Below are 16,406 nucleotides of genomic sequence, written 5' to 3' on the forward strand. Positions count from 1 at the left end.
TCCTCGAACAAGCCCCCCAACAGCCCACCGAGACAGCCCAGGCGACCGAGGCGCCAGCGCCGCACGGGCCGGTCCCGTGGATCCTGTCGGCCAAGACCGCCGAAGCCCTCCCCCACCAGGCCCAGCGCCTGCTCGACCACGTCACCGAGCACCCCGACCTGCACCCGGCCGACATCGCCTACTCCCTGGCCACCGCCCGCACGGCGTTCGAGCACCACGCCGCCGCCGTCGGCACCACCAGGGACGACCTCGTCGCGCAGCTGCGGGCCCTCGTCCACGACCCCTCGACCGCCGCGGTGCGCACCGGGCCGCCCACCGAGCGGGTGGCGTTCCTCTTCACCGGGCAGGGCGCCCAGCATGCGGGCATGGGGAGGCAGCTCCACGCGACGTATCCCACCTACCGGGCGGCGTTCGACGAGGTGTGCGCCACGCTCGACCGCCATCTGGAGGCCGAAACGCCGCTCAGGGACGTGGTGTTCGCCGACGATCCCGCGCTCCTCGCCAAGACCCGCTGGACCCAGCCCGCGCTCTTCGCCCTCCAGACGGCCCTGACCCGCCTGCTGGCCGACGACTTCGGCGTCACCCCGACCCATGTCATCGGCCACTCCATCGGCGAGATCGCCGCCGCGCACACCGCGGGGATCCTCTCCCTCGACGACGCCTGCCGCCTGGTCGCCGCCCGCGGCACCCTGATGCAGGCCCTGCCGGCGGGCGGCGCGATGGTCGCGGTCGAGGCCACCGAGGACGAGGTCACGCCCCATCTCACCGAGGGCGTCGGCGTCGCCGCCATCAACGGGCCCCGCGCCCTCGTCCTGTCAGGCGACGAGGCCGATGTCACCGCGATCGCCGAGGTGTTCCGCGACCAGGGGCGCCGCACCCGCCGCCTCACGGTCAGCCACGCGTTCCACTCGCCGCTCATGGAGCCGATGCTCGACGACTTCTGGCTCACCGCCCAGATGCTCACCTACCGCGCGCCGCGCGTCCCGCTGGTCTCCACGGTCACCGGCGAACCCCTCGGCTCCGATGTCGCCGACGCCACGTACTGGACGGACCACATCCGCGCCACCACGCGCTTCCACGACGGGCTCACCACGCTCCAGGGCCTTGGCGTCACCACGTTCCTCGAGATCGGCCCCGACGCCGTCCTCACGGCGCTCGCCCGCCAGGCGCTGCCGCGGGCCACCGCAGTTCCGCTGCTGCGCCCCGGGCACGACGAGCCCAACGGTCTGGTCAAGGGGCTTGCGCAGGTGCACGCGTGCGGGGTGCCCGTCGACTGGGCCGGGTTCCTCGGCGGGAGCGGGGCCAGAGGCGTCGCGCTTCCCACATACGCGTTCCAGCGGCGCCGCTACTGGCTGGAGGCGCCCGAGCCCGCGGGCTCGGCGGCCGGGCTCGGCCTTGAGTCCGCGTCCCACCCGCTGCTGGCCACGGCCACCGAACTCCCGGACGGCAGCCGCCTGTTCACCGGCCGTGTGGCGCTGGCCAGCCACGCGTGGCTCGGCGACCACATCGTGATGGGCACGGTCGTCCTGCCGGGCACCGCGTTTGTCGAGCTGGCGTTCCACGCGGCGCGGACGGTCGGCTCGGAGGAGATAGCCGAGCTGGTCCTGAACGCGCCCGTCACCTTCGGCTCCCAGGGCGCGGCGCTGCTCCAGGTCATCGTGGGGCCCGACGAGCCGACGGGCCGCGCCCTCACGATCAGGTCGCGCTCGGAGGGCGACCACTCATGGACCGAGAACGCCACCGGCACCCTGAGCACCCTGGCAACGGTCCCCTGACCGCCCGAGCCCACGCGGGCCGAGAGGGCCGGGCCCCCTTCCCGGGGGCCCGGCCCTCTCGCGTGCCCGCGCCCGCGCGCGAGGGCGAGCGCGACGCGACGCCGCCCCGCTCCGGTGGTGGTGTCAGGAACGGGGCGGCGGGCGGCGGGCGCCGAGGGCGGGTCAGGTCAGGCGGAGGGGGGTGAACGGGGCCGTCGCGGCGGGGGGTGTCGCGTCCGTGAGGTGGGCCGCGATGGCCTCGGCGGTGACGGGGGCGAGCTGGACGCCCATCCTGAAGTGGCCCGAGGCCAGATAGACATCGGGCACGGTGGTGGGCCCGATGAGGGGCAGGTCGTCGGGCGAGCCCGGGCGCAGCCCGGCGCTGACCTCGGCGAAGCGCAGCGCGCCCACGCCGGGGATGACGGCGGCGGCGCGGGCCAGCAGGCCGCCTGTGCCATCGGCGGTGACGGTCTCGTCGTAGCCGCGCTCCTCGTAGGTGGCGCCGACGACCAGCTCGCCGTCGAGGCGGGGCACGAGGTAGAGGGACGAGCCCTTGGACAGGGCGCGGGCGGTGACGGCGAGCAGCGGCGGGTCCGAGTGCAGCCGCACGATCTGGCCCTTGACGGGGCGGATCTCGGGGATGGCGCCCTGGGGAAGCCCCTCGATGCGGTGCGTCCAGCAGCCCGCGGCCAGGACGAGGCGGTCGAACGCCACGGTCTCGCCGTTGTCGAGGACGACGGCGTGGTCGGCGACGCGGGTGGCGGCCCTGCGGATGACGGTGCCGCCAAGCGCCTCGATCGCGGTGATCAGCGCGGCGGTGAGGACGCGCGGGTCGACGGCGCCGTCGTCGGGCGACAGCAGGCCGCCGAGGACGGGCGCGAACGCGGGCTGGAGCGCGCCGACCTCGGCCGCGGTGAGGCGTTCGGTGCGGATGCCGAGGGACTCCTGGAAGGACTGCTGGCGGTCGAGGGAGCCCAGGGCGTCCTCGTCGAACGCGGCGTCGAGCACGCCGTCGCGCCTGAAGCCCGCGGGGGCGAACTCCTCGAGCTCGGCGACGAACGACGGGTACAGCTCGCGGGAGGCCAGGCACAGGCGCAGCAGGCTCTCCTGGTCGTACATCTGGTCGTTGACGGCGGGGAGCATGCCGCCCGAGACATGGGACGCCTTGCTGCCGGGGGCCGGGTCGATCACGGTGACGGCGAGGCCCGCGCGCCGGGCGCGCCAGGCGGCGGCGAGGCCGATGACGCCTCCGCCGACGACAACGGTGTTCACGATTCGCCCTCCTGGAGGAGTAGCCGCAGATGGGAGGCAAGACGTGCGGGGGTCGGGTGGTCGAAGGTGAGGGTCACGGACAGGCGCAGCCCGGTCGCGGCCGAGAGGCGGCGGCTGAGCTCGAGGTTGCCCATGGAGTCAAGGCCGAAGGCGCCGAACTCGCGGTCGGGGTCGACATCGTCCGGGCCTTCGAAGCCGAGGACGGCGGCGGCCGCCGCGCGGACGAACTCCAGGGCGGCGCCGTCGCGTTCGGCCTCGGGCAGGTCGGCGATGCGGCCGCGCAGCGTGTCGGCGGCGGCCTGCCGCCCCGCGCGCGCGGGCGCCAGGTCGGCCAGAACGGGCGGAACGTCCCCGGTGAGGCCCGCCTCGTTGAGCCGGACGGGGGCGAGGACCGCCTCGTCGGCGGCGATGGCGGCGTCGAAGAGGGCGAGGCCCTGCTCGGGCCCGAGGGGCGCGAAGCCGGTGCGCCTGATGCGGGCGAGCTCGGCGGCGGACAGCGCGGAGCCCATGCCGCCCTCGCTCTCCCACAGGCCCCAGGCCAGGGAGACGCCGCGCAGGCCGAGGGTGCGGCGGCGGTGGGCGAGCGCGTCGAGGACGGCGTTGGCGGCGGCGTAGTTGGCCTGGCCCGCGTTGCCGACGAGGCCGGCGACGGAGGAGAACACCACGAACGCGCACTCAGGGTCGCGGATCAGCTCGTGCAGGTGGAGCGCGGCGTCGACCTTGGGCGCCAGGACCTTGTCGAGCCTGCGCGGGGTCAGGGTGTCGACGACGGCGTCGGAGAGCACGCCCGCGGTGTGGATGACGGCGGAGGGCGCGGGGATGTCGGCCAGGGCACGTTCGAGGGAGGGGCGGTCGGCCGCGTCGCAGGCGATCACGTCCACGCGGGCGCCGAGCGCGCTGAGCTCGGCGGTCAGCTCGGCGGCGCCTGGGGCGGCGGGGCCGCGGCGGCTGAGCAGCACCAGGTGCTCGGCCTCGTGGCGGGTGACCAGGTGACGGGCGACCAGGCGGCCGAGGGCCCCCGTTCCGCCGGTGAGCAGCACCGTGCCCGTGAGGCTCGCGGGGCGGGACGGCGGCGGGCAGCGCACAAGGCGCGGCCGGAACAGCGCGCCGTGGCGCACGGCGAGTTGGGGCTCGCCCGAGGCCACGGCGGCGGCGAGGGCGCGGCCCGAGTCCTCGGGGTCGTCGATGTCGACCAGGGTGAAGCGTTCGGGGTGCTCGGACTGGGCGCTGCGCAGCAGCCCCCACACGGCCGCGCCCGGCACGTCGGACAGGACCTCCTGGGGGCGGGTGGCGACGGCGCCGCTGCTGACCAGGACCAGGCGTGAGGTGGCGAGCCGCGGGTCGGCGAGCCATTCCTGGGCGAGCATCAGGGCGCGTTGGGCGACCGAGTGCACCGGGGAGTCCTCGTCGGTGCAGGAGACCACGACGACATCGGGCGCGGGGGCGCCCTTGCGCAGCGCGGCGTCGAACGCGCGCAGCGAGGGGTAGGCGTCGAACGGGTGGCGGATCGTCTTGAGCGCGCCGGTGAGGCCGATGTGGTCGGTGCCGAGGAACGCCCAGTGCCGCTGGTCCGCGGCGGCGGGCGGCTGCACAACGGGCTTCCAGGCGACGCGGAGCAGCTGGGCGCGCTGCCCCGCGGCGTCGAGCTGGCCGGGGGTGACGGAGCGGGTGACGAGGCTGCCGACCGTGGCGACCGGCTCGCCGTCGGCGCCGGTGAGCGTGAGGGAGACCCCGCCCTGGCCGGGAACGGCGTGGACATGGACGGCGCGGGCGCCCGCCCTGTGCAGCCGCACGCCGCGCAGCGCGAAGGGCAGGAACGTTCCGCTCTCGCTGTCGAGGCCCGGCACGAGCGCCGACTGGAGCGCGGCGTCGAACAGCGCCGGGTGCAGGTGGTAGTCGCCGTCGCCGCCGTTGGCGCTCTCCAACTCGGCCTCGGCGTAGACCTCTTCGCCGTGCGACCACACGGCGCGCAGCCCCTTGAACGCGGGCCCGTACTGGAGGCCGCGGTCGGCGAGACGGCCGTAGAGGTGGTCGATGTCGACTTTCCGGACTCCCTCGGGAAGCCCGTGCTGTTGTGCGTGGCTCATCGTCGCTTCCTTCGCCGGGGCGGAACGGGGTGTCTGTCGCCGTCTGTCGCCGTCTGTCGCTGTCAGTTCTGGGGCGGGTTGGTGATCGCGGCCGAGATCTCGCCATGGCTCTCGCCGCCGTGCTCGTCCCAGTACCGGGCGCGGGTGCGCAGCATCACGAGGGCGTCGCGCAGGTCGTTGGCGTCCCACTCGGCGATGTCGACGACCTCGATCTGGCCCTTGAAGTGGCGGCCGCTCATGGCGCTGCGGAAGGCGCTCTTGAAGTCGGTGATGAGGATGTCCGCGAGCTGCCGCTGCCAGAACTGGTCGAGCGTCCACCGCGAGAACGGCTCGACCAGCGACTCCTTCACGGCCTTGGCCATCAGGTAGTAGGCCATCTGGTTGAAGCAGATGTTGAACTCGACCGAGTTGAAGTGCCCCGTGTCGTCGATGTAGCAGGACTCGGGGATGTAGAACGAGCAGGCCGCGGTGAGCCGTCCGCCGTCGCCCGGGTCGCCCTCCAGGGTGACCTCGGCCGAGGTGAGGTATTCGCAGCGCTTGGCCCGGTACGGGGTCAGCACGCGGTGCAGCAGCTCCTCGTCCGTGGGGTGGACGCGCTGTGCGGTGTCGTGGAGCAGCTCGGTCATGTCGGGTCTCCTGATCGTTGCGCGGTGCGAAGGAGCTCGGCCAGGCTCATGCCCTGGATCTCCGCGGTGCGGTCCTCGGCGCTCTCGCCGCCCGCGTCCCGCGTGGGCTCGGGCTCGGCCTCCGCCTCGGGCTCGTCGAGCGCCAGCTCCGCGAGCAGGTGGCGGGTGAGGACGAGCGCGGTCGGGTGGTCGAAGACGAGGGTCGCGGGCAGGCGTTCGCCCACGGTCTCGCCCAGGCCGTTGCGGAACCGCACGGCGGCCAGGGAGTCGAAGCCCATGTCGCGGAACGACCGTTCGGCGTCCACCTCGTCGGCGCCCGCGAAGCCGAGGGTGGCGGCGGCCTGGGCCCGGACGATGTCGAGCAGCGCCTGCTCGCGGCGCGCCGGGGTGAGGCGGGCCAGCCGCTCGCGCAGGCTCTCGGCGGGCTCGGCGGCCAATGCGGCGTGGTCGACGGCGCGGCGGGCCGGGCCGCGCACCAGGTCGCGCAGCAGATAGGGCGCGTCGGCGCGGCGCTGCCCGGTGAGGTCGATCCTGACGGGCGCGAGGAACGCCCGGTCGAGCGCCCCCGCCGCGTCGAGGAGCGCGAGGCCCTCGTCGGACGCGATGGGCAGGACGCCGTCGCGCCGCATGGTGTCCAGGTCGGCGGCGTCGAGGGCGCCGGTCATGCCGCTCGCCTCCTCCCACAGGCCCCAGCCGAGCGACTGCGCGGGCAGCCCGTGGGCGCGCCGGTGGGCGGCGAGGGCGTCGAGGAAGGCGTTGGCGGCGGCGTAGTTGCCCTGGCCCGCGCCTCCGGTGACGCCCGCGGCGGAGGAGAACAGCACGAACGCCGAGAGGTCGTGGTCCGCGGTGAGCTCGTGGAGGTTCAGCGCGGCGTCGACCTTGGGGCGCAGCACCGCGGCCAGCCTCTCGGGGGTGAGCGAGGAGATGACGCCGTCGTCCAGGATCCCCGCGGTGTGGACGACCCCGGCGAGGGTGCGGCCTTCGAGGAGCGCCGCCAGCGCGTCGCGGTCGGCGGCGTCGCACGCGGCCACCTCGACGCGGGCGCCGCGCTCGGTCAGCTCGGCGGCCAGCTCGGCCGCCCCGGGGGCGGCGGGGCCGCGGCGGCTGGTGAGCAGCAGGTCGGTGACGCCGTGCTCGGCGACGAGGTGCCGGGCGACCAGGCCGCCGAGCGTTCCGGTGCCACCGGTGATCAGCACCGCGCCTGGCCGGTCGCCGAAGACGGTGGCGGGGGCGCCGACGGCGTCTCCCGTCACGCGGGTGAGGCGCGGGCGGTGGGGCGTTCCCGAGCGGATCGCCAGCTGTGCCTCGCCGGTGGCGACGGCGGCGGCGATGGCGGCCTCGGTGTCGGCCCCGGCGCTCTCGCCGTCGGGGTCGCCGGGGTCGCCGGGGTCGCCTGGGTCGCCTGGGTCGAGGTCGATCAGGACGATCCGGTCGGGGTTCTCGGTCTGGGCGCTGCGGGCCAGCCCCCAGACGGCGGCGCCCGCGAGGTCGGTGACGTCCTCGCCGCGCACGGACACGGCGCCCCTGGTGACGACGGCGAGCGCGGCGCGTTCGGCCCGCTCGTCGTCGAGCCAGGAGCGCAGGGCGCCGAGCGCCGAGGCCGTCGCGGCGTGCACCGCCTCCGCGGTCGTCCCGCCCGCGCAGCGGTGCACGACGGTCTCGCGGGCTGGACCCTCGGCCGCCGCGGGCGCCCAGGTCAGCTCGAACAGCGCGTCGTGGGCCGCGTTCGCCGGTGCCAGCGCGCCGGTGGCCATGGGCCGCAGGACGAGCGAGGCGACGGACGCGACGGGGCGGCCCGCGGTGTCGGTGAGGCGCAGCGCGACCTCGTCGTCGCCGAGCCTGGTCATCCGCAGCCTGAGCGCGGCGGCGCCCGAGGCGTGCAGGTCGACGCGGGTCCAGGAGAACGGGAGCGTGACGCGTTCGGCGTCGGCGGCAAGCAGCGCGGTGGCGTGCAGGGCCGCGTCGAGCGCCGCGGGGTGCAGGCCGAACCTCGTGGCCTCGGCGGCGGCCCGCTCGGGCAGCGCGATGTCGGCGTACACCTCGTCGTCGCCGGACCGCCACGCGGCGCGCATCCCCTGGAACGTGGGCCCGTAGGCCAGGTCGTCATCGGCCGACCGCTCGTAGAAGCCGGTGAGGTCGATCGGCTCGGCGCCTGGCGGGGGCCAGGGGGCGGGCTCGGGCGCGGGCTCGGGGCCCGCGTCGGCGAGCGTGCCGTGGGCGTGCCGGGTCCAGGGGGCGTCGGCGGGGGCGTCCTCGGGCCGCGAGTGGATCGACACGGTGCGCAGGTCGGCGTCCACGACGACCTGGACGGCCACGCCGCCGCGCCCAGGGAGGGCGAGGGGCGCTTCGAGCGTCAGGTCTTCCACGCGGCCCCTGCCGACCTCGTCGCCCGCCCTGACGGCCAGCTCGACAAAGCCGGAGCCGGGGAACAGGGCGGTGCCGCCGACGACATGGTCGGCGAGCCACGGCTGGGCCGCCACCGAGAGGCGCCCGGTGAGCAGCACGCCGCCGAGCCCGGCGATCGGCACCGCCGCGCCCAACAGCGGGTGATCCGTGGGCACTTGGCCGACGCCCAGGGCGTCGCCCGGCTGCTCGGGCTGCCAGTCGAGCCAGTAGCGCCTGCGCTGGAACGGGTAGGTGGGCAGGTCGACGCGGCGTGCCCCGGTCCCGGCGAACGCGGTCTCCCAGTCCACGCTGGCGCCCCGCACATACGCCGCGGCGAGCGAGGTGAGGAACTGGCGCGGGCCGCCCGCGTTGCGGCGCAGCGTGCCGACGAGCGCGGCGGCCACCCCCGCCGACTCGGCGGTCTCGCCGAGCCCGGCGAGCAGGCCGGGGTGCGGGCTCGCCTCGACGAAGATCTCGAAGCCGTCGGCGAGCAGCGCCCGCGTCGTCTCCTCGAACCTGACGGTCCCTCGCAGGTTGGTGTACCAGTACTCGGTGTCGAGCCCCGCGGTGTCGAACGGCCCCGCGGTGACGGTGGAGTAGAACGGCACGGTCGAGGTGCGCGGCGTCAGCCCGGTCAGCTCGGCGAGCAGCCGTTCGCGGATCTCCTCGACGAACACCGAGTGGGAGGCGTAGTCCACGGGGATGCGGCGGGCCTGGACACCGTCGGCGTCCACCCTGGCGCGCAGTTCGTCGAGGGCTTCGGGGTCGCCGCACACGACGACGGAGCCGGGGCCGTTGACGACGGCGAGCTGGAGGCGCCCGTCCCACGCGGCCAGGTACGCGGCGGCCCGTTCGGCGGAGACGGCGACCGACATCATGCCGCCGCGGCCCGCGAGGTCCTGGCGGATGATCCGGCTGCGCAGGGCGACGACGCGCGCGCCGTCGTCGAGCGACAGCGCGCCCGCGACGCACGCCGCGGCGATCTCGCCCTGGGAGTGGCCGACGACGGCCGCGGGCTCGACGCCGACGGCGCGCCACGCCTCGGCCAGCGACACCATGACCGCCCACAGCACGGGCTGCACGACGTCGACGTCGTCGAGGTCCGGGGCGCCGGGGGCGCCGCGCAGCACGTCGAGCAGGTCCCACTCGACATGGGGTTCGAGGGCCTTGGCGCACTCGCGGAGGCGCGTGGCGAACGCCGGGGAGTGTTCGAGCAGTTCCACGCCCATCCCGCGCCACTGCGAGCCCTGCCCTGGGAAGACGAACACGGCGCGCGGGTCGCCGCGTTGGACGCCCTGGACGACGGAGGCGGGGGTGTTCCCCGCGGCCAGCGCGTCGAGCCCGGCGATGAGTCCTTCGCGGTCGGCGTCCACGATCACGGCGCGGTGTTCGAGCGCGGCGCGGCCCCGGGCGAGCGAGGCGGCGGCGTCGAGCTCGTCCACGTCGTCGTTCTCGCGCAGGTGGGTGGCGATCCGCGCGGCCTGGGCGCGCAGCGCGTCGGCGGAGGCCGCCGCCAGGGTCAGCGGCAGGACGGCGGGCCGCTGGCCGCGGGGCTCGGCGGGGGCGAGGGGCGGCGCCTCCTCGATGACGACATGGGCGTTGGTGCCGCTGACGCCGAACGAGGAGACCCCGGCCCGGCGCGGGCGGCCCGTCGCGGGCCAGTCCCTGGGCTCGTGAAGCAGCTCGACGGCGCCCTCGGTCCAGTCGATGTGCGGCGACGGGGTGTCGGCGTGCAGCGTGCGCGGCAGCAGGCCGTTGCGCATCGCCATCACCATCTTGATGACGCCCGCGACCCCGGCGGCGGCCTGGGCGTGCCCGAGGTTGGACTTGATGGAGCCGAGCCACAGCGGCTCGCCGTTCGCGCGGTCCTGGCCATAGGTGGCCATCAGGGCCTGGGCCTCGATGGGGTCGCCGAGGGTGGTGCCCGTGCCATGGCCCTCGACCGCGTCGACGTCGGCGGGGGTCAGGCCAGCGTGGGCCAACGCCTGCCTGATCACGCGCTGTTGGGCGGGGCCGTTGGGTGCGGCCAGGCCGTTGGAGGCGCCGTCCTGGTTGACCGCGGAGCCGCGGACCACGGCGAGCACGGGGTGCCCGTTGCGGCGGGCGTCGGAGAGGCGTTCGAGCAGCAGCAGGCCCGCGCCCTCGGCCCATCCCGTGCCGTCGGCCGAAGCGCCGTACGCCTTGCAGCGGCCGTCGGCGGCCAGGCCGCTCTGGAGGCTCATCCCGACGAACGTCTCGGGCGTGGCCATGACGGTGACCCCGCCCGCGAGGGCAAGGGTGCACTCGCCCTGGCGCAGCGCCTGCATCGCCCAGTGCATCGCGACCAGGGACGAGGAGCAGGCGGTGTCGACGGTGACCGCGGGGCCTTCGAGGCCCAGGGTGTAGGCGATGCGGCCCGAGGCGACACTGCCGAGGGTGCCCGCGGCGGTGAAGCCCGCGAGGTCCTCGGAGACGGTGCCGGAGCGCGGCGCCCAGTCGTGGTACATGACCCCGGCGAACACGCCGGTGGGGCTGCCCTTGAGCGACAGCGGGTCGATGCCGCCGCGTTCGACGGCCTCCCAGGCGACCTCGAGCAGGAGCCGCTGCTGGGGGTCCATCGCCTGGGCCTCCACGGGGCTGATGCCGAAGAAGGCGGGGTCGAACTCGGCGGCCTCGTAGAGGAATCCGCCCTCGCGGGTGTAGGTGCGGCCCTGCTTGCCTGGCTCGGGGTCGTAGATCTCCTCGGTGTTCCAGCCGCGGTCCTCGGGGAACGGGCTGATCGCGTCGGTGCCGTCGGCGACGAGCCGCCACAGGTCCTGGGGCGTGGTGACGCCGCCGGGGTAGCGGCAGGCCATGGCGACGATCGCGATGGGCTCGTCGGTCGCGGCGCGCGGGGTGGCGCGCGCCGGCGCGGCGGCGGGCGCGGCGCCGCTGACCTTGTCGAGCACATGGTCGGCGAGGGCGTGCGGCGTGGGGTGGTCGAAGATCAGTGTCGAGGTGAGGCGCAGCCCCGTGGCCGTGGTGAGCGCGTTGCGCAGCTCGACGGCGGCCAGGGAGTCGAAGCCCAGCTCGGTGAACGCGCGGCGCGGGTCTATGGCGTTGGGGCTGTCGTGGCCGAGAACGGCGGCGATCCGCGCGCGGACCAGGTCGAGGACGACGCGGGCGCGCTCGTGGTCGGGGCGCCCGGCCAGCTGGTCGGCCAGCGCGCCGCCGGGGGCGCCCGCGCTCGCCGCGGCGGCCTGCCTGCGGGCGGGCGCGCGGACGAGGCCGCGCAGCATGGGCGGGATGCCGTCGGGGCGGGCGCGCAGCGCGGGGGCGTCGTAGCGCAGGGGCACGAGCGCGGGCGCATCGGTGGCCAGGGCCTGGTCGAGGAGGGCGAGGTTCTGCTCGGCGTCCAGGGCCGGGAGTCCCGAGCGTTCGGCGCGGCGGAGGGTCACCTCGTCGAGGCGGGCGCCCATGCCCGCGTCGCCCGCCCACAGGTTCCACGCGAGGGAGGTGGCGGGCAGGCCCTGGGCGGCGCGGTGGTGGGCGAGGGCGTCGAGGAAGGCGTTGGCGGCGGCGTAGTTGCCCTGGCCCGCGGCCTCCAGGGTCCCGGCCGCCGAGGAGAACAGCACGAACGCCGCGAGCGGGAGGTCGCGGGTCAGCTCGTGCAGGTGCCAGGCGCCGTCGGCCTTGCCGTGGAAGACGGCGTCGACCTGCTCGGGGGTGAGCGTCCCCGCGAGGCCGTCGGCGACGACGCCCGCGCTGTGGACGATCCCGGTCAGCGGGTGCTCGTCGGGGACGCTCGCGAGCAGCGCGGCGACGGCGTCCCGGTTGGCGACGTCGCACGCGGCGACGGTGGCCCGGGCGCCCAACGCGGCCAGCTCGGCGGTCAGTTCGGCCACTCCGGGGGTGTCGGGGCCGCGGCGCCCGGTGAGGAGCAGGTGCTTCACGCCGTGCTCGGCGGCGAGGTGGCGGGCGACGAGGCCGCCGAGTCCCCCGGTGCCTCCGGTGATCAGGACCGTGCCCTCGGGGTCGAGGCCCAGGGGCCTGGGCGTCTCGGGTGCGGGCACGCGCGCCAGGCGGGGCACGGTCACCACGCCGTCGCGCAGGGCGAGTTGGGGCTCCCCGGTGGCCAGGGCGGCGCGCAGCTCGTCCTCCGGCGTGTCGCGGTCGGTGTCGACGAGGACGAAGCGCCCCGGGTTCTCGGCCTGGGCGGCGCGCACCAGCGCCCAGGCGGGCGCGAGCGCCAGGTCGCCCGGCGCGTCGCGCGTGACGATCGCGAGCCTGGTGTCGTCGCGCAGCGCGCCCTGGATCAGGTCGAGGACGTGCCCGGTCGCCGCCCTGGCCGCCTCGGCGGGCGCGCCAGGGAAGGCGGCGGGGACGGATACGAGCGTGAACTCCCGTGCGGCGGCGTCCGGTTCGGCCGGTGCCTGGATCGTGGTCCACTCGATGCGCAGCAGCGAGCCGCCGCGCGCCCCTGGCGAGTCAAGGGCGCCGGACGGCAGGGGCCGCTGGACGAGGGACTTGATGGTGGCGACGGGCGCGCCCGCGGGGTCGGCGAGCTGGACGGAGACCGCGTCGGGCCCGGTGTGGAGCACGCGGACGCGCGCGGCGGTGGCGCCGGTGGCGTGCAGCTCGACGCCGACCCAGGCGAACGGCAGGCGCACCTGTCCTTCGTCCTTGGGCTCCTCGTCGGCGTGCAGCGAGGCGTCGAGCAGCGCGGGGTGCAGCCCGAAGCGGTGGGGCGCCGCGTCGGCCAGGGCGACCTCGGCGAACACCTCGTCCCCGCGGCGCCAGGCGGCGCGCACGTTCCGGAACGCGGGGCCGTAGGCGTAGCCCTGCGCGGCCTGGCGGTCGTAGAGCCCGTCGATGTCGACGGGCTCGGCGTCGGCGGGGGGCCACGGGGCGAACGCCGCGGGGTCGGGCGCGGGGCCCTCGGCGTGCTCGGCCAGCACGCCGCTCGCGTGGCGGGTCCAGCGCTCGTCGCCGCGCGCGGGGCGCGACCAGATCTCGACGGTGCGGCGGTCGGCCGCGTCGGGGGCGCCGACGGCGACCTGGACCTCCGCCTCGGCGTCGCCCGGCAGCGACAGGGGCGTCTCCAGGGTGAGTTCGTCGAGGACGCCGCAGCCCGCCTCGTCGCCCGCGCGCACCGCGAGCTCGACCAGGGCGGTGCCGGGCACCAGGACGGTGCCCGCGATGACGTGGTCGGCGAGCCACGGCTGGGACCTGGTGGACAGGCGGCCCGTGAGCACAAGCCCATCGGCGCCCGCCAGGCTGACGGCGGCGTCGAGCAGGGGGTGGCCGATCGTGTCGGCCGCGGCGCTGCCGGGGTCGAGCCAGTAGCGCCTGCGCTGGAACGCGTAGGTGGGCAGGTCGATCCTGCGGGCGCCGCGCCCGGCGAAGAAGCGGTTCCAGTCGACGGCGACGCCGTGGGCGTGAGCCAGGCCGAGCGCGGTGAGGGCCTGGCGCTCCTCGCCGTGCCCCTTGCGCAGCAGCGCGGCGAACGCGGCGGTGTCGGCGCTCGTTTCGGCGAGGCACTCGCGGCCCATCGCCGACAGGACGGCGTCGGGGCCGAGCTCGATGAACGTGGTGACGCCCTGGGAGTCGAGCCAGCGCACGCCGTCGGCGAACCGCACGGGCTCGCGCACATGGCGCACCCAGTAGTCGGCGTCGAACGCGGTGACGGGCTCGCCGGTCAGGTTGGAGACGACGGGGATCTTGGGCGGGGCGTAGGTGAGGGTCTCGGCGACGCGGCGGAACTCCTGGAGCATCGGGTCCATGAGCGGCGAGTGGAACGCGTGCGAGACCCGCAGCCGCCGCGTCTTGTGCCCGCGCTCGGCGAAGTGGGCGGCGATGGCCAGCACGTCGTCGGCGCCGCCCGAGACGACGACGGCGCTCGGCCCGTTGACGGCGGCGAGCGCGGTCGTTCCGGTCAGGTGGGGGGTGACCTCGTCCTCGGTGGCCTGGATGGCGACCATGGCTCCCCCGGCGGGGAGTTCGTGCATGAGCGTGCCGCGGGCGCCGACGAGCAGCGCGGCGTCGCCGAGCGTCATGGCGCCCGCGGCGTGCGCGGCGGCGATCTCGCCGATGGAGTGCCCGGCGAGCAGTCCCGGGGTGACGCCCCACGAGTCGAGCAGCCTGAACAGGGCGGTCTCGACGGCGAAGAGCGCGGCCTGGGCGTAACGCGTCTGGTGCAGCAGCTCCTCCCCCGGCGAGCCCGGCTCGGCGAACAGCACGTCGCCCAGGGGCTCTTCGAGGTAGAGGTCGAGGTGGTCGGCGGCCTCCTGGAGCGCTTCGGCGAACACCGGGAACGCCTTGACCAGCTCGCGGCCCATGCCGACGCGCTGGCTGCCCTGGCCGGTGAAGAGGAACGCGGTGCGGCCTGTCGCGAGCGTCGTGCCGGTGAGCAGCCCGGGCGCTGGCTCGCCCTGGGCGAGGGCGGTGAGCGCCCGGCGCAGCTCGTCGCGGTCGGCGGCGACGATCGTGGCGCGGTCGCGCAGCGCGGCGCGCGTGGTGGCGGCCGAGTAGGCGATGTCGAGGGGGGACGCCTCGTCCACGGTGGCCAGGAGGCGTTCGGCCTGGCCGCGCAGCGCGTCCTCGCCCTGGGCCGACAGGACGACCGGCACAAGGCGTTCGGGGGCGGGGCGTTCGGAGGGCGCGAGGGAGGCGGGAATCTCGGCGCGCGCCGCGGGCGGCGGCTCCTCGATGAGGACGTGGGCGTTGGTGCCGCTCGCGCCGAAGGAGGAGATCCCGGCGCGGCGCGGCGCGTCGTTCGCCTCCCATGGCACGGGCTCGGTGAGCAGCCTGACGGTGCCGTCCGACCAGTCGACGTGCGGGGTGGGCTCGTCCACGTGCAGAGTGCGGGGCAGCGTGCCATGGCGCATCGCCATGATCATCTTGATGACGCCAGCGGCCCCGGCCGCCGCGCCCGTGTGCCCGATGTTGGACTTCACCGAGCCGAGCCAGAGCGGCGCTTCGGGCGAGCGCCCGCGCCCGTAGGCGGCGATGATGGCCTGGCCCTCGATGGGGTCGCCGAGCGTGGTGCCCGTGCCGTGCGCCTCGACGGCGCCGACCTCGGCGGGGGTGAGCCCGGCGTCGGCGAGCGCGCGGCGGATGACGCGCTGCTGGGCCAGGCCGTTGGGCGCGGTCAGCCCGTTGCTCGCGCCGTCCTGGTTGATGGCGGTGCCGCGGATCACGGCGAGGACGGGGTGCCCGTCGCGCACCGCGTCGGACAGGCGGGCCAGCACGAACACCCCGGCGCCCTCGGCGAAGCACGTGCCGTCGGCGGCGGCGGCGAACGCCTTGATCCGCCCGTCGGGGGCGAGTCCCCGCTGGCGGCTGAACGTCGTGAACGTGCCGGGGCTCGAGATGACGGTGACGCCGCCCGCGAGCGCGAGGGCGCACTCGCCGCCGCGCAGCGCCCGCACGGCGAGGTGGAGGGCGGTGAGCGACCCCGAGCAGGCGGTGTCGACGGTCAGCGTGGGCCCTTCGAGGCCGAGCGTGTAGGCGACGCGGCCCGAGACGACGCTCGGCAGGTTGCCCGCCATGATGTAGCCGTCGAGCCCTTCGGGCGCTTCGTGGGCGCGGGGCCCGTACTCGTGCGGCTCGACGCCGATGAACACGCCCGACTGGCTGCCGCGCAGGCGCCCCGGGTCGATCCCCGCGCGTTCAAGGGCCTCCCAGCAGGTCTCAAGCAGCACCCGCTGCTGAGGGTCCATGGTGAGGGCTTCCCTGGGGTTGATCTGGAAGAAGTCGGCGTCGAAGTCGCCGGCGTCCGGCAGGAATCCACCGCGCCGCACATAGCTGGCGCCCGTGGCGGCCGGGTCGGGGTCGTAGAGGCGGTCGAGGTCCCAGCCGCGGTCGGCGGGGAAGTCGGTGAGCACATGGGTGCCGTCGGCCAGGAGCCGCCACAGGTCGTCCGGCGAGTGCACCCCGCCGGGGAAGCGGCAGCCGATCCCGACGATCGCGATGGGCTCGTCGAACGCCCCCGGCGCGGCGGGGGCGTTGGGCTCATCCGGCGCGGTGGACGCGGCGGGCGCGGCGTCGCCGCGCACCACGTCCGCCAGGTGGCGGGCGAGCGCGGCCGGGGTGGGGTGGTCGAAGCCGATCGTGACGGGCAGCTCCACGCCGAGCTCGGCGGTGAGCCGCCGGTGCAGCTGGACAAGGCCGAGCGAGTCCAGGCCCACCGCAAGGAACGGACGGTCGGCCGCCACGTCGGCTGCCCCGTCCTCGTACGCATCGGGATGGGCGGCGCGCAGCACGGCAGTGGCCTGCGCCAGCACCAGCTCCAGCATCGCGGCCCTGGACTGCTCGGTCATGTG

5 protein-coding genes are annotated in these 16,406 nt (G+C 75.8%); 1 reads left to right on the forward strand and 4 read right to left on the reverse strand.

Features of this window, described 5'->3' with window-relative positions; genetic code table 11:
* Positions 1-1,775 (forward strand): type I polyketide synthase (locus DEH69_RS23660; protein ID WP_147255798.1); only part of this gene is annotated, 1,775 nt, incomplete at its 5' end.
* 162 nt (positions 1,776-1,937) lie between these two features.
* On the opposite strand, the gene thiO is transcribed toward DEH69_RS23660, so the two are convergent.
* The 4 genes from thiO to DEH69_RS33065 form a co-directional block, all read right to left on the reverse strand.
* Positions 1,938-3,026, reverse strand: a complete 1,089-nt coding sequence (gene thiO / locus DEH69_RS23665; RefSeq protein ID WP_113689022.1) for a glycine oxidase ThiO — start codon at positions 3,024-3,026, stop codon at positions 1,938-1,940.
* Entirely contained in the window at positions 3,023-5,113 is a 2,091-nt protein-coding gene (locus DEH69_RS23670; RefSeq protein WP_113689023.1) for a type I polyketide synthase, read from the reverse strand. Before DEH69_RS23670 ends, thiO begins: the two co-directional genes overlap by 4 nt.
* 62 nt (positions 5,114-5,175) lie before the next feature.
* A complete protein-coding gene (locus DEH69_RS23675) occupies positions 5,176-5,739 on the reverse strand; it encodes an FcoT family thioesterase (RefSeq protein WP_113689024.1) in 564 nt (187 codons plus the stop codon).
* Positions 5,736-16,403, reverse strand: a complete 10,668-nt coding sequence (locus DEH69_RS33065) for a type I polyketide synthase (protein WP_258534905.1) — start codon at positions 16,401-16,403, stop codon at positions 5,736-5,738. Before DEH69_RS33065 ends, DEH69_RS23675 begins: the two co-directional genes overlap by 4 nt.
* Positions 16,404-16,406: the final 3 nt, after the last annotated feature.

This window comes from Streptomyces sp. PT12, from assembly GCF_003311645.1.
GTDB lineage: Bacteria > Actinomycetota > Actinomycetes > Streptomycetales > Streptomycetaceae > Streptomyces.